The following is a 13,343-nucleotide window of genomic DNA, read 5'->3' on the forward strand; positions in this document are numbered from 1 at the left end:
GACGCCCTAGGGTTCCATCCATGTCCTCGCTCGATCACTTCTGGTGCGTCGTCCCGGCCGGCGGGGCCGGCACCCGGTTGTGGCCGCTGTCGCGGGCTGCGGGACCCAAGTTCCTCCACGACCTCACCGGGACCGGGCGGTCACTGCTCCAGGCGACCGTCGACCGGCTGCAGCCACTGGCCGGTGACCGGGTCCTGGTCGTGACCGGCGAGGCCCACGTGGCAGCCGTCCGCGGGCAGCTCGCCGCCCTCGACGAGGAGGCGGTCATCGCCGAGCCGTCGCCCCGCGACTCGATGGCCGCCATCGGCCTGGCGGCCGCGGTGGTCGAGCGCCGCGACCCCGACGCGGTGATGGGCTCGTTCGCCGCCGACCACGCCATCGCCGACACCGCGGCGTTCGAGGCAGCGGTCCGCAGCGCCGTCGCGGCGGCGTACGACGGGTGGCTGGTGACGCTGGGCATCACCCCGACCTTCGCCTCGACCGCGTTCGGCTACATCCGGCTCGGTGAGCCGCTCGACGGCCACGCCGGCGTCCACCGGGTGGCGGAGTTCGTCGAGAAGCCCGGGGCCGACGTCGCCGAGGGCTACCTCGCCGACGGCGGGTTCCGGTGGAACGCCGGCATGTTCGTGGCGCGGCCGACGGTGCTGCTGGACCTGCTCGCCACCGAGGACCCCGCCTTCGCCGCGGCGCTCCGCTCGATCGCGGACGACCCGACGCGGCTGGCGGAGGTGTGGCCGCAGCTCCCGCGGATCGCCGTCGACCACGCGGTGGCGGAGCCCGCGGCCGCCGCCGGTCGGGTGGTCGTCGTCCCCGCCGACCTCGGCTGGGACGACATCGGCGACTTCGACTCGCTCGCGACCCTGCTCGAGCGCGACGAGTCCGACCTGACGGTGCTCGGCGAGTCCTCGCTGGTCCACGGCGCGGACGCGTCGGGGCTCGTGGTCCCGGCGTCGGGCCGGGTCGTCGCCGTCGTCGGGCTCGACGACGTGGTCGTCGTCGACACCCCCGACGCGCTGCTGGTGACCACCCGGGCGCACGCCCAGAGCGTCAAGGACGTCGTGGCCGAGCTGCGCGAGCGGGGGCCGGACGGCCTGACCTGACGCCCGGTCAGATGGCGTCGGGCTCGGGGCTGTCGGTGTAGGGGTAGTCCTTCATGAACTGCTCGAGCGCCGCCCCGCTCGGCTCCGAGCAGTACTGCCAGACGCCGGTCTGCTCGCCCGAGGGGTCGCCGTCCCCGCCGACCGACCAGTGGGTGAGCGCGACGTGCTGCCCCTCGGGGAACGCGTCGCCGTCGTCGGAGGTCCACGGGACGACCTTGAACTTGTTGCGGTAGTTGTCGTTGTCGGTGAACTTCGACGCCAGCGCGTTCAGCTCGTCCATCGCCCGGTCGTCGCCCGCGATGGTCTCGTCGTACCAGAGCAGCGTGTAGCCGTGCTCGAGGTTGTGGACCAGCTCGCCGACGTCGGGACGGTCGCCCTCGGTGTAGAACTTGCGCTCGATCCCGTCCCAGATGTCGTAGTGGGTGCCGAACGAGGGCGGAGCGTCCTCGTAGGGGATGTCGGTGCCGGGCTCGACGTGGTCCTGGCTGCCGGATGCGGTCTTGGTCTCGACGTCCTGGCAGACCGAGGCGGGCGCCCCGATGGCCGAGAGCTGGAGGTCGTCGAACTCGCGCTGGTCCCACCAGTCCTTGATCGGCTGGTAGGCAGCGGCGCCGACGATGAGGAGCGCGACGACCACGCAGACGCCGACGATCAGGAACCCGCGCCGGCGCTCGGCGCCCTGCTGCTGGCTGCGGATGGCGTCGATCTTCGCCTGTCGGTCGGACTTGGCAGTCTTCTGCTTGGCCACGTGCGGATTCCTCGGGGTGGTCGGGGCGATGGGGGGAGTCGCGCAGATTCTACGGACCGGGCGGCCGGATCCGGGCAGGACCGGTCGGATCGGTCTCGAGCCGCCAGCCGTGCGCGTGGGCGAGCGGGCGCAGCACGGCCGGGTCTGCGTCGACCTCCAGCCCGCCGTCGGCCAGCTGCCGCGGCGTCGTACCCGTGACCGCGACCACGGCGGCCAGCACGTCGTCCGGACCGGCCGGGGCCCCGAACGCCGCGACGTCCGCCGGGTCGCCGCGCAGGGCGCGGACCACGGCCTCCCGGCTGCCGAGCCCGAACATGTCCTCGTGGTCGGCGCGCACGAGGGCGACCGCGCCCGGCCCGTCGTCGCCCAGCGGCAGCACCAGGTCGGCACGTCCGCGGACGACGGCGAACGGCCGCCGGCCCAGCTTGCCCTGCACCAGCTCCGACGCCGCGGCGAGCTCGTCGGCGACCGCGGGTGCGGTGACCGCGAGCTCGTTGCCGTGGGGGTCGAGCCGTCCGGCCTGGTCGTCGAGCACCCGGATCCCCGCCGCCCCCACCGCGAGGTCGGTCTGGCCGTGCCTCCAGGCCCGCCCGGCGGTGTCGGTCACGACCACGCCGACCGTGCAGCCGGTGGTCTCGGCGAGCCGGGTCCGTAGTCGCCGGGCGGAGGCGTCCGGGTCGACCGGCAGCAGCACCACGTGGCCGGGCTCCACGTTGGAGGCGTCGATCCCCGCCGCGGCCAGCGTCAGCCCGTGCCGCGTCCGGACGACCGTGGTGGGCCCCCGCCTGGCCACGACCCGGGCGGTCTCGGTCGCGAGCAGGTCGTCGCGGGTCCCGGGCACCACCCGGCCCTCCGCCTTGGCGACCACCTTGCTGGTGACGAGCACCACGTCGCCGTCCTCGAGCTCGGCCACCGCGGTCAGGAGCCCGGCGAGGTCGTCCCCCGACCCGACCTCCGGCACGCCGTCGGGTGCCAGGACCTCGACGCGCTTCACGGGTGCACCAGCTCGATCGCGGCGGCGGCCATCGCGGCGGTGGCGACGTCGTCGGTCATCATCAGGGGGACGGCCGCTGCCCGCAGCCCGGCACCGCGCAACCCGGGCAGGCCGTCGGCGTCCTGCTCGTCGACCAGCCAGCCGTCGAGGACGCCGCCGGCGTCGCGCGCGCCGTAGTGCCGGCCGACCGCCTCGGCGGACGCCTCGACCCCGATCGCGGCGAGCAGCTGCTCGGCCATGCCCCGGACGTGGTGGCCGCCGACGATGGGGGAGAGGCCGACCACGGGAGCCGCCGTCGCCACCACCGCCTCCCGCACGCCGGGCAGGCCCAGGATCGTGCCGACCGAGACGACCGGGTTGGAGGGCGGCAGCACGAGGAGGTCGGCGTCGGTGATCGCCTCGACCACGCCCGGGGCCGGGGTGGCAGCGTCCTGGCCGACCACGACCACGCCCTGGGCGGGGACCTCGGCCCGGAGCCGCACCCAGTATTCCTGGAAGTGGACGACCCGGCGACCGCTCGGCTCGTCCGGGTCGGTCACGACGACGTGGGTCTCCACCCGGTCGTCGCTCATCGGGAGCAGCCGGACGCTCCCTCCGGACCCGGGGGAGAGCCAGCGACGGCACAGCGCCTCGGTGACCTGGGAGAGCGGGAAGCCGGCCTCGAGCATCTCGGTGCGGACCAGGTGGGTCGCGAGGTCGCGGTCGCCCAGCCCGAACCACGTCCGGTCCACGCCGTACGCCGCGAGCTCCTCGTTGAGGTGCCAGGTCTCGTCGCGCCGGCCCCAGCCCCGCCCGGGGTCGATGCCGTCGCCGAGGGTGTACATCACGGTGTCGAGGTCGGGGCAGACCTTGAGCCCGTGCACCCACCAGTCGTCGGCGGTGTTGGCCACGACGGTGACCTCGGCGTTCCGCGGCACCCCCGGTAGGGTCCCGGACAGGATGCCGTGCCGCAGGCCGCGGACGAACCTCGCTCCGCCCATGCCGCCGGAGAGCACGGTGATCTGGCGCATGGCATCAGCCTGCCGTACACCCGGACTAGTCCATTCGGGTGGTCTTTGCCCTATAGCACGGGCGGCCTTGACTTCCGGTGTACGACAGGCGTGTAATTCCCACAGTGTTCTTCGACTGTTCTGCGTCGAACAGGCCCCGTCAGGGGTCGAGGACACGGGGGCACGAGAAGGAACAGGAGTACACCCAGGTCGCCGGATCGCCAGATCCGTCGGCGGGGTGTCCGGGTCGAAAGGGCGAGTGCCGTGAGAGAACTACTTCTCCTCGACGGGGACGCCGAGGAAGCAGGGTGGCAGGAGCGCGCACTGTGCGCACAGACCGACCCTGAAGCGTTCTTCCCCGAGAAGGGCGGGTCCACCAGGGAGGCCAAGAAGGTCTGCCTCACGTGCGAGGTGCGCGACGAGTGCCTCGAGTACGCGTTGATGAACGACGAGCGCTTCGGCATCTGGGGCGGGCTCTCCGAGCGGGAGCGACGCAAGCTGAAGAAGCGCGCAGTCTGACGCGATCATCCGCTGCCGCGGGTGACCGCGTCAGTTGGGTCAGGCAACCGGGTGGCCGTTATGGTCACTCGTCGTGTCAGCCACGGTCGTCGCCCTTCTCGTCAGCCATGACGGGTCCCGCTGGCTCCCGACCGTGATCGACGGCCTGCGCGGGCAGCGGACGCCGGTCTCGCGGGTCGTCGCGGTCGACACGGGGAGCAAGGACGACAGCGCCGACCTGCTCGACGCGGCCTTCGGGGACGTGGTCCGGGTGGGCGGGGCGACCTCCTACCCCCAGGCCGTCCGGCTCGGCCTCGAGCAGGTCGCCGCGAGCCAGCCCGACGCCGAGTGGGTGTGGCTGCTCCACGACGACTCCACCCCCGACCCCGACGCGCTGGCGGCGCTGCTGGCGGCGGCCGCGGCCGACCCGGGCGCCGACGTGCTCGGCCCCAAGCTGCGCGAGTGGCCCTCGCTGCGACGGCTGCTCGAGCTCGGCGTCACCGTGTCGGGCACGGGTCGTCGCGAGACCGGGCTGGAGCGGGGTGAGTACGACCAGGGCCAGCACGACGACGTCCGGGACGTGCTGGCCGTCAACACCGCCGGCATGCTGGTGCGCCGCGCGGTCCTCGAGGAGCTCGGCGGCCTCGACGAGCAGATGCCGGTCTTCGGCAACGACATCGACTTCGGCTGGCGGGCCGCCGCGGCCGGCCACCGCACGGTGATCGTCCCCGAGGCGGTCGTCTTCCACGTCGAGGCGGCCCACCGCGGCGTACGCCGGACGCCGCTCACCGGGCGCCACATCCACTACCAGGAGCGCCGCGCCGCGCTCTACACGCTGCTGGCGAACTCCAGCACCCGGGCCCTCCCGTGGCGGGTGGTCCGGCTGGCCCTCGGGACCCTGGTCCGGATGGTCGGCTACCTGCTGGTGCGCCAGGTCGGGCAGGCGCTCGACGAGCTGGCCGCCCTGGTCTCGCTGTACGGCAAGCCCGGGGTCGTGCTCCGCGCGCGGCGGGACCGCCGGCAGCGCCGGACGTCGCCCCCGGTGGACGCCTCCCCGCTGCTGGCGAGGTGGTGGGTGCCCTACCGGCACGGGCTCGACTTCGTGAGCGACCTGGCCGCGGCGCTCACCAACCAGGCCGCGGACGTCGCCGAGCGGCGCCGGCTCGCCACCGAGACCGGCGGCCGCCGCAGGGTCGACGACGACGACCCGTTCGCCGAGGAGCCCGGTGTCCTGGCGCGGTTCTTCACCAACCCGGTGACCCTGGGCGGGCTGCTCTTCGTGGTGCTCGCGCTCATCGGCGCCCGCGAGGCGTTCGGCACGGTGGTCGGCGGAGCGCTCGCCCCGGCGCCGGCCTCGGCGTCGCAGTGGTGGCAGCTCTACCTCGAGTCGTCGCACCCCCTGGGCCAGGGCACGGCCGTGCCGGCGCCGGCGTACGTGCTGCCGCTCGCGCTGGTCGGCTCGCTGATCGGCCCGACCGCCACGATCAGCGCGCTGCTGGTGCTCGCCGTCCCGCTGTCGTTCTGGGGCGCGTGGCGGTTCCTGCGCGTGGTCGGGAAGCTGCTCGAGCCCACGGGGCCGCCGGCGTGGCTGCTCTTCCTCGGGGCGACCAGCTATGCCCTGGTCTCCGCCACCAGCGGGGCCTGGGGCCTCGGCCGGTTCGGGGTGGTCGCGGTCGCGACCCTGCTCCCGTGGCTGGCGCACGCCGCCCTCGGCTTCGCCGACCCCGAGGCCGACCGGCGCTGGCGGGCCGGGTGGCGGGTCGGCCTGCTGCTCTCGCTCGGTGCCGCCTTCGCCCCGCTGGCCTACTGGTTCGCGCTGGTGCTGGCCGTGCTGGTGATCGGTGCCGGGTTCCTCATCAGTGCTCGGGGCATGCGGACCCGGTCCGTGTGGGGTCCGCCCGCCGTCGCCCTGCTGTGCCCGCCCGTGCTCCTGGCGCCGTGGTGGGTGCCCGCCGTGCTCGAGGGCTCGGCCGCGGCCCTCGCCCTCGACGCCGGGCGGCTGCCGATGGCCACCGTGGGCTTCGCCGACCTCGTCACCGGGCACCTCGGCGACGCGGGTGCGCCGGCCTGGCTCGGCCTCCTGCTGCTCGCCGTCGCCGTGCTGGCCTTGGTGCCGTCGCGCACCCGGGTCCCGGTCCTGGTGTGCTGGATCGTCGCCCTCGCCGCCGCGCTGGTCGCCTCGGCACTGGGCCTGGTGACCTTCGAGCGGGACGCGGTGTCGACCGAGGCCGGACTGGGCTTCCTCGTCGTGGTCATCCAGGCCGCGTTCGTCGTCGGAGCGGTGATCGCGGCCCAGGGGGCGACCCGGGGCGGCTCGACCAGTGCCTGGCGACGCCGGGTCGTGGCCACCGTGGTGCTGGTGGCGGCAGCGGTCCCGGTGGTGGGGCTCGGGTGGTTCGTGGTCTACGGGCCCGGCGAGCTCGAGGACACCCGGGACACCGGCATCCCGGCGTACATGATGCAGAGCGCCGCGCTCGGCCCCGAGCACGGCATCCTGGTGATCCGCGGCGACGTCGAGACCGGGTTCCAGTGGTCCGTGGTCCGGGAGGACGGCCTCACCGTCGGTGAGGACGAGATCGTCGGGCTGATGAGTGCCGACCGCGACCTCGACGCCGTCGTCGGTGAGCTCGTCTCCTCGCCCGCGTCGGGCGCGGTCGAGTCGCTGCCGGGCCAGGGGATCGAGTACGTCGTGCTCCCCGACCCGGCCGACGGCAACGTGGCCGCGGTCCTCGACGCCACCACCGGGCTCGAGCAGGCGAGCGCGGAGGACCGGGAGACCCGGGCCTGGCACGTCGGCGCCGACGTCGAGCCGGACGCCGTCACCAGCAGTGAGTCGTCGACCCGGACCGCGCTGCTGGTCGTCCAGGCCGTGGCCGTCCTCGTCGTCCTCGTGCTGTGTGTCCCGAGCCTGGGGAGGGAGCGCCGATGACGTCTCCCACCGACACCGGCCGCCGGACCGCGACGCCGCGGCGGGTCAGCCCCACCGGGGTGCTCGCCGTGGTGCTCCCGCTGCTCACCGTCGGCGCGCTCTGGCTGGTGCAGCCGGAGACGACCCAGACCCCGGAGCGGCCTGCCGACGTCGTCCCCGTCCAGCAGGCGGACCTGGTCTGCCCGCCCGCGATCGAGCGGGAGCCGGAGGTGGCGATCGCGCCCGCCGGGAAGCTCGAGGGCGGCTCCGCCGCCGTCGACGACGGCACGGGGGAGCAGGAGGACGTCGACCTCAGCTCCGACGCGGTGACCACTCTCTCCGGCCGCGACGGGGCCACCTTCGTGCGCGCCCGCGGCGAGGTCTCGGCCCAGCTGCTGGCGGCGCGGTTCCAGCCCGACGGGCTGGCGGCGTCGGAGTGCGTCCTGCCGCGCCCCGAGTACCGCTTCACCGGGGTCGGCGCCGACGCCGACCACGCCTCGGTGCTGCAGCTCGCCAACCCCGACTCCGGACCCGCCGTCGCCGACGTCACGGTCCTCGGGCGGAACGGTCCGGTCGACGTCCCCGAGCTGCGCGGGCTGACCGTGCAGGGCGGGCGGACCGTCGAGGTCGACCTGACGCAGGCGGCGCCGACCCGGGAGGAGCTCGCGCTGGACGTCGTGGTGTCGCGGGGCCGGCTCGGCGTGACGCTCGCCGACTCGACCCCGCCGCTCGGCACGCGCCGGCTCACCCGGGACTGGCTCCCCGCCTCGGGCGAGCCCGCCACCGAGCAGCTGCTGCTCGGGCTGGTCGAGGGCGAGGGCCGCGACTGGCTGAGCCTCGCCAACCCGGGCGAGGACGAGGTGCGGGTGGAGGTCCGGATCGTCACGGAGGACGCGTCGTTCGTCCCCGAGGGTCTCGACGAGGTGTCGGTCGCCCCAGGCTCGCTCGAGCAGGTGCCGATCACCGCAGAGCTGCGGGCCGAGGTGCAGGACGGCGCGCTGGGCCTGGAGCTGCGGAGCACCGGCCCGGTGACCGCGGGGCTGGCGTCGGTGGTCGAGGGCGACCGGGTCCTCGCGCCGGTCGTCTCCCGGGTCGGTTCGCCGATCACGTCGCTGGTGCCGCCGGGGCGGTCGAGCCTGGTCCTCGCCGGCGCGGAGCGGGCCGGGGTCGCCGTCGTGGAGGCGTACGACGACGGGAAGCGGCTGTCGCAGAAGAGGGTCGAGCTGACCGAGGGCTCCGGCGGCCGCGTGGAGCTGCCCGAGGACGCCAGCCTGGTGCGCGTCACGCCGCGCCGTACGTCGGTGGCCGCGTCGCTGGTGAGCACCGGGGACGGTGCGACCGTGCTGCCGCTGCAGGAGCTGGTGCGCACCACGCTGGTGCCGGACGTCCGGCCGGGCCTGCCCTGACCGCCGCCGGTCAGGGCTCGGGGCGGTAGCGCGGGTCGACGACCTCCGGCTCGACGCCGAGCAGCTCGGCGACCTGCTCGACGACGACCGTGAGCACCATCGCCTCCAGGTCGGACCGGGTGAGGGCCCGGTGCTCGATCGGGCGACGGAACAGCACCAGCCGGGTGGGTGCGCCGCGCGCACCGCGGACCAGGGACGACAGCGGCACGCTCTCGGGGTGCCAGTCGTCCGGGATCTGCGGAGCGTCCTCGACGGCGTACTCCAGCACGCCGAGCCGGTCCGACCACCGCTCGTCGACGGCCGAGACCACGTCGAGGACGAGCTGGTCGAAACGCTCGCCGGAGGTCCGCAGCTCGGGCTCCCCGAGCACCCGGGGGAGCACGCCGGGACCGCGCATGCCACGCCCCCGACGGTCGCGGGTGCGGCGCCTCGGGGTGCCGCCTCCCACTGCCTGTTCCACGGCCGCGAGCCTAATCGGGAACCGGCCGGTCCGCGGGTAGCGTCTGCGTCGTGAGTCCTGTCCGTCGGTGTTCGCGCACAGCCTGCGGCCGCGCCGCGGTGATGACGCTGACCTACGTGTACGCCGACCAGACGGCGGTCGTCGGGCCGCTCGCCACCTTCGCCGAGCCGCACGCCTACGACCTGTGCGACGTCCACAGCGAGCGGCTCTCGGCCCCGCGCGGGTGGGAGGTACTGCGACTGCAGCCCGACCCGGCGACGCAGGGCCCGAGCAGTGACGACCTGCTCGCCCTGGCCGACGCGGTCCGCGAGGCCGCCCGGCCCGTCCCGCCGCCCCCGGGGCCGACGCCGGTCGTCGAGCCGGGGCGCGAGGTGGCGCGCCGGGGGCACCTGCGGGTGCTCACCACCGACTGACCGGCACCACGCCACCCTCGTGCCCTAGAGTCCCGCGTCATGGTCCCCGCTGCGTCCCGGCCCGACCTCGACCAGGTCTTCAAGGCCTACGACGTGCGCGGCACCGTCCCCGACCAGATCGACGCGGAGCTGGCCCGGGCCACGGCGGGCGCGTTCGTCGACGTCACCGGGGCCGACCGGGTGGTGGTGGGCCACGACATGCGCCCCAGCTCGCCTGAGCTCGCCGCCGCGTTCGCGGCCGGGGCGTCGGCCGCCGGGGCCGACGTGGTGATGATCGGACTGGCCGCCACCGACCAGCTCTACTTCGCGTCCGGTCACCTCGACGTCCCCGGCGCGATGTTCACGGCCAGCCACAACCCGGCCCGCTACAACGGCATCAAGCTGTGCCACGCCGGTGCCCGTCCGGTCGGCCGCGACACCGGCCTCAGCGAGATCCGCGACCGGGTCGCCGCCGGGACGACGTACACCGCCCCCCGGGCGGGCGAGGTGAGCCACCGGGACGTGCTGGCCGACTACGTCGACCACCTGCTGTCGCTGGCGCCGGTGACCGGTCGCCGTCTGCGGGTCGCCGTCGACGCGGGCAACGGGATGGCCGGGCACACCGCTCCCGCCGTGTTCGAGCGGCTGACCGACATCGAGCTGGTGCCGATGTACTTCGAGCTCGACGGGACCTTCCCGAACCACGAGGCCAACCCGATCGAGCCGGCCAACCTGGTCGACCTGCAGCGCCGGGTGCTCGAGGAGCGCGCCGACGTCGGACTGGCCTTCGACGGCGACGCCGACCGCTGCTTCCTCGTCGACGAGCAGGGCGCCCTGGTGTCGCCGTCGGCCCTGACCGCGCTGATCGCGAGCCGTGAGCTCGCCCGCGAGCCGGGGGCGACGGTGATCCACAACCTGATCACCAGCCGTGCGGTGCCCGAGCTGGTCACCGAGCTCGGCGGCACCCCGGTCCGCACCCGGGTCGGGCACAGCTTCATCAAGGCCACCATGGCCGAGACCGGCGCGGTGTTCGGCGGTGAGCACAGCGGGCACTTCTACTTCCGTGACTTCTGGCGGGCCGACTCGGGGATGCTCGCGGCGCTCCACGCTCTCGCCGCGCTGGCCGAGTCCGACGGGCCGCTGTCCGGGCTGCTCGCCGAGCACCAGCGCTACGCGCTGAGCGGCGAGATCAACAGCACGGTCGACGACCCGGGGCGGGTGCTCGAGCAGGTGCGGGCGACGTACGCCGGTCGCGACGGAGTCACCCTCGACGAGCTCGACGGGCTGACCGTGAGCCACGACGACTGGTGGTTCAACGTCCGGCCGTCCAACACCGAGCCGCTGCTGCGGCTCAACGCGGAAGGTCGCGACCCTGCCACCATGGAGCGCGTGCGCGATGCCGCGCTGGACCTGATCAGGAGCCACGCATGAACCTCGATCCTGCCCTGCTGGAGATCATCGTCTGCCCCGACTGCCACGGTGACCTGGCCGTCACCGGCGAGGAGCTGGTGTGCCAGGCCTGCGGCCTGGCCTACCCGGTGCGCGACGACATCCCCGTGCTGCTGGTCGACGAGGCCCGGCGACCGGGCTGACCCCACGATGGCGACCTGGTTCGACGAGTCCCGCCTCGACGACGAGGAGGTGTGGCAGCGCGCGGACCTGCGGCTGCGGACCCTCGCCGAGAGCGGCGCCCGCGTCCGGCGAGAGACCACCGAGGCGGCCGAGGCGATCGAGCTCGCAGTCGGCCGCGCTGCCGAGCAGCAACGGCCGCGGGCCGTGATCGCGGCTGGCCCTGACTCCCGGCTGCTGCGCGCGGTCCTGGAGCCGTGGTGCCCGGTCCCGTTCGTGGCCTGGCCCGGGCCGTCCCTGCCGGGCTGGGCCGGGGGCCTCGACCTGGTCGTGGTGCTCGCACCCGACGGCGGGCACAGCTCGGCGTCCGCGGTCGCCGAGGCGGTACGTCGGGGCTGCCAGGTCGTCGTCGCCTGCCCGCCGACCTCGATGGTCGCGGACCACGCCGGCGGCCGGTGGAGCACCATCCTCCCCACCGTCACCGGCGACCAGCTCGCCACCGCGGTGGTGGTCCTCGACTACCTGGAGCGGGTCCAGCTCGGCCCGCGCGTCGACACCGAGCGCGTCGCCGCCGCGCTCGACGACGTCGCGCTGACCTGCTCGCCGCACCGTGACCTCGCCGTCAACCCCGCCAAGATGCTGGCCATCGCCCTGGCCGACACCACCCCCGTGGTCTGGGGCGGCAGCGTGCTCGCCGCACGTGCCGCGCGACGGATCGCGGAGTCGCTGCGCCGGGCCTCGGGCCGCAGCGCGCTCGCCGGCGATGCCGAGCACCTGCTCCCGCTCCTCGAGGCTGCCGCTCCCCGGGACGTCTTCGACGACCCGTTCGCCCACGAGCCCCGCGAGCTGCGGCCGATGCTGCTGGTGCTCGACGACGGCAGCGAGGAGCCCGTGGTCCGCGAGGACCGGGGCCGGCTCCGGGCGGCCGCCTCCGACCGCGGCGTCCGCATCGAGACCCTGACCACCGACGCCCCCACCGAGGTCGCCCGCTACGCCTCGCTGCTGCTCAGCGGCAGCTACGCCGCCGAGTACCTGCGGCTCGGGCTGGTGGAGGACTGAGCCGCCGAGACAGGCGACGCCCGCTGAGTGGAGTCCCGCGACGGCCCAGAGCACGGACCAGGGCGTAGGAGAGCGTTCACCCGGACTGGGTGAACAGGGCTCCGCGGGATCCGCATCAGGATCGCGTCGTGGCAGCCATCAGGGTGAACAGTGACAACTTCGAGCGGGCCGAAACTCACCGGATGTTCTCGGACCTGCAACGTGATGCCGGTGGAGTGAACCGGCTCCTGCACCACCGTCACCCCGCTGACGTCCACGAGCAGACGGTCATCCGGTTGAACCGGGACACCCTCTACAGCTTCGCGGTCGTCGACATCTCCGAGGGAGCGACGCTCGCCGTGCCGAGCGCCGGTGATCGCTACCTGTCGGTGATGCTGGTCAACGAGGATCACTACATCAATCAGGTCATCCACGACCCCGGCACCTACGACCTGACCGTCGACCAGCTCGAGACACCCTATGTCGCGGTCGCCGCCCGAACGCTCGTCGATCCTCGGGATGATGACGACCTCGCGGCAGTGGCGGCGGTGCAGGATCAGATCCAGGTCACAGCCGCATCGGGCAGGGCCTTCGAGATGCCCGAGTACGACAAGGAGAGCTTCGACCGGACGCGGGAGGCTCTCCTGGAGCTGGCACGGGACCTGACCGTCTTCGACAAGACGTTCGGCCGTCGGGACGAGGTGCACCCTGTGCACCACTTGATCGGGACCGCGGCAGGCTGGGGTGGGCTCCCGGATGCAGAGGCAGCCTACGTCGGGGTCGACCCGCACCTCCCGGTCGGCGAGTACGAGCTCACGGTGGGAGCAGACGTGCCGGTGGACGGGTTCTGGTCCATCTCGGTGTACAACAAGGCTGGGTTCTTCGAACCCAACGATCGTGACGCCTACAGCGTCAACAACATCACCGCGGCCCGGAACGACGACGACAGCGTCACGGTCCGTTTCGGAGGCGACGGTGACCCCGCTCAGAACTCTCTACCGATCACCGAGGGCTGGAACTACCTCGTGCGCATGTACCGACCCCGCCCTGAGGTCCTGAACGGAGCGTGGACCTTTCCATGCCTCACGCCCTAGTGGATCGCAACACGTCCGCTCGTCGCCGTCGGCGTGCGTGCAGGTGGCCCCGCCCAGTCGGGCGGGGTGTGGGGCGGGGTCAATCTCGGGGTGGTGGCCGGCGGTCGACGGAGACGTCGCGGGTGCCGGTGTGGTCGCGGAGGTACT

At 74.0% G+C, this 13,343-nt stretch carries 13 protein-coding genes; 9 read left to right on the top strand and 4 right to left on the bottom strand.

The features are described 5' to 3' along the window. Positions 1–20: 20 nt before the first annotated feature. Complete coding sequence (locus tag ACQ1X7_RS04695) at positions 21–1,100, top strand: mannose-1-phosphate guanylyltransferase (protein WP_432476997.1); 1,080 nt, start codon at positions 21–23, stop codon at positions 1,098–1,100. A 7-nt stretch (positions 1,101–1,107) separates the two neighbouring features. Here the strand turns inward: ACQ1X7_RS04695 and ACQ1X7_RS04700 are convergent, their stop codons facing one another. The 3 genes from ACQ1X7_RS04700 to cofD are packed head-to-tail and all read right to left on the bottom strand — an operon-like array spanning position 1,108 to position 3,852. Next, positions 1,108–1,848 carry a DUF3105 domain-containing protein gene (locus ACQ1X7_RS04700; RefSeq protein ID WP_432476998.1) on the bottom strand — a complete coding sequence of 247 codons (741 nt, stop codon included), beginning with the start codon at positions 1,846–1,848 and terminating at the stop codon, positions 1,108–1,110. Positions 1,849–1,897: 49 nt separating this feature from the next. Then, a complete protein-coding gene (gene cofE, locus ACQ1X7_RS04705; RefSeq protein ID WP_432476999.1) occupies positions 1,898–2,842 on the bottom strand; it encodes a coenzyme F420-0:L-glutamate ligase in 945 nt (314 codons plus the stop codon). Continuing rightward, entirely contained in the window at positions 2,839–3,852 is a 1,014-nt protein-coding gene (cofD, locus tag ACQ1X7_RS04710) for a 2-phospho-L-lactate transferase (RefSeq protein ID WP_432477000.1), read from the bottom strand. Before cofD ends, cofE begins: the two co-directional genes overlap by 4 nt. Before the next feature lie 243 nt (positions 3,853–4,095). Here cofD and ACQ1X7_RS04715 point away from each other — a divergent pair, with 243 nt between their 5' ends. The 3 genes from ACQ1X7_RS04715 (at position 4,096) to ACQ1X7_RS04725 (ending at position 8,643) form a co-directional block, all read left to right on the top strand. Next, positions 4,096–4,350: a WhiB family transcriptional regulator gene (locus tag ACQ1X7_RS04715; protein ID WP_432477001.1), complete on the top strand. Its 255-nt coding sequence runs from the start codon at positions 4,096–4,098 to the stop codon at positions 4,348–4,350. A gap of 73 nt (positions 4,351–4,423) precedes the next feature. Beyond that, positions 4,424–7,258, top strand: coding sequence for a glycosyltransferase family 2 protein (locus ACQ1X7_RS04720; protein WP_432477002.1), 2,835 nt, complete (start codon positions 4,424–4,426; stop codon positions 7,256–7,258). Continuing rightward, positions 7,255–8,643, top strand: a complete 1,389-nt coding sequence (locus ACQ1X7_RS04725) for a DUF5719 family protein (RefSeq protein ID WP_432477003.1) — start codon at positions 7,255–7,257, stop codon at positions 8,641–8,643. The genes ACQ1X7_RS04720 and ACQ1X7_RS04725 overlap by 4 nt, the downstream gene beginning before the upstream one ends. A gap of 10 nt (positions 8,644–8,653) precedes the next feature. Here the strand turns inward: ACQ1X7_RS04725 and ACQ1X7_RS04730 are convergent, their stop codons facing one another. Continuing rightward, the gene (locus ACQ1X7_RS04730; RefSeq protein ID WP_432477004.1) at positions 8,654–9,103 is read right to left on the bottom strand and encodes a metallopeptidase family protein; all 450 of its coding nucleotides are present in this window, start codon (positions 9,101–9,103) and stop codon (positions 8,654–8,656) included. A gap of 50 nt (positions 9,104–9,153) precedes the next feature. Between ACQ1X7_RS04730 and ACQ1X7_RS04735 the strand changes: the two genes are divergently transcribed. The 5 genes from ACQ1X7_RS04735 (at position 9,154) to ACQ1X7_RS04755 (ending at position 13,196) form a co-directional block, all read left to right on the top strand. Then, a complete protein-coding gene (locus ACQ1X7_RS04735; RefSeq protein ID WP_432477005.1) occupies positions 9,154–9,516 on the top strand; it encodes a DUF3499 domain-containing protein in 363 nt (120 codons plus the stop codon). Between the two features lie 39 nt (positions 9,517–9,555). After that, positions 9,556–10,926, top strand: a complete 1,371-nt coding sequence (locus ACQ1X7_RS04740; protein ID WP_432477006.1) for a phosphomannomutase/phosphoglucomutase — start codon at positions 9,556–9,558, stop codon at positions 10,924–10,926. Beyond that, entirely contained in the window at positions 10,923–11,087 is a 165-nt protein-coding gene (locus tag ACQ1X7_RS04745) for a Trm112 family protein (RefSeq protein ID WP_432477007.1), read from the top strand. The genes ACQ1X7_RS04740 and ACQ1X7_RS04745 overlap by 4 nt, the downstream gene beginning before the upstream one ends. Positions 11,088–11,094: 7 nt before the next feature. Continuing rightward, a complete protein-coding gene (locus ACQ1X7_RS04750) occupies positions 11,095–12,123 on the top strand; it encodes an SIS domain-containing protein (protein ID WP_432477008.1) in 1,029 nt (342 codons plus the stop codon). Between the two features lie 128 nt (positions 12,124–12,251). Further along, positions 12,252–13,196 (top strand): DUF1214 domain-containing protein, encoded by a 945-nt coding sequence (locus ACQ1X7_RS04755; protein WP_432477009.1) that lies wholly within the window; start codon positions 12,252–12,254, stop codon positions 13,194–13,196. Positions 13,197–13,343: the final 147 nt, after the last annotated feature.

The organism is Nocardioides sp. GXQ0305, assembly GCF_050880345.1.
GTDB lineage: Bacteria > Actinomycetota > Actinomycetes > Propionibacteriales > Nocardioidaceae > Nocardioides.

What these genes read in the sequence shown, in the direction of transcription:
- ACQ1X7_RS04695 (WP_432476997.1), top strand. Translation starts at nt 21, where the DNA reads ATGTCCTCGCTCGATCACTTCTGGTGCGTCGTCCCGGCCGGCGGGGCC.
- cofD (WP_432477000.1), bottom strand. Translation starts at nt 3,852, where the DNA reads ATGCGCCAGATCACCGTGCTCTCCGGCGGCATGGGCGGAGCGAGGTTC.
- ACQ1X7_RS04725 (WP_432477003.1), top strand. Translation starts at nt 7,255, where the DNA reads ATGACGTCTCCCACCGACACCGGCCGCCGGACCGCGACGCCGCGGCGG.
- ACQ1X7_RS04740 (WP_432477006.1), top strand. Translation starts at nt 9,556, where the DNA reads ATGGTCCCCGCTGCGTCCCGGCCCGACCTCGACCAGGTCTTCAAGGCC.
- ACQ1X7_RS04745 (WP_432477007.1), top strand. Translation starts at nt 10,923, where the DNA reads ATGAACCTCGATCCTGCCCTGCTGGAGATCATCGTCTGCCCCGACTGC.
- ACQ1X7_RS04750 (WP_432477008.1), top strand. Translation starts at nt 11,095, where the DNA reads ATGGCGACCTGGTTCGACGAGTCCCGCCTCGACGACGAGGAGGTGTGG.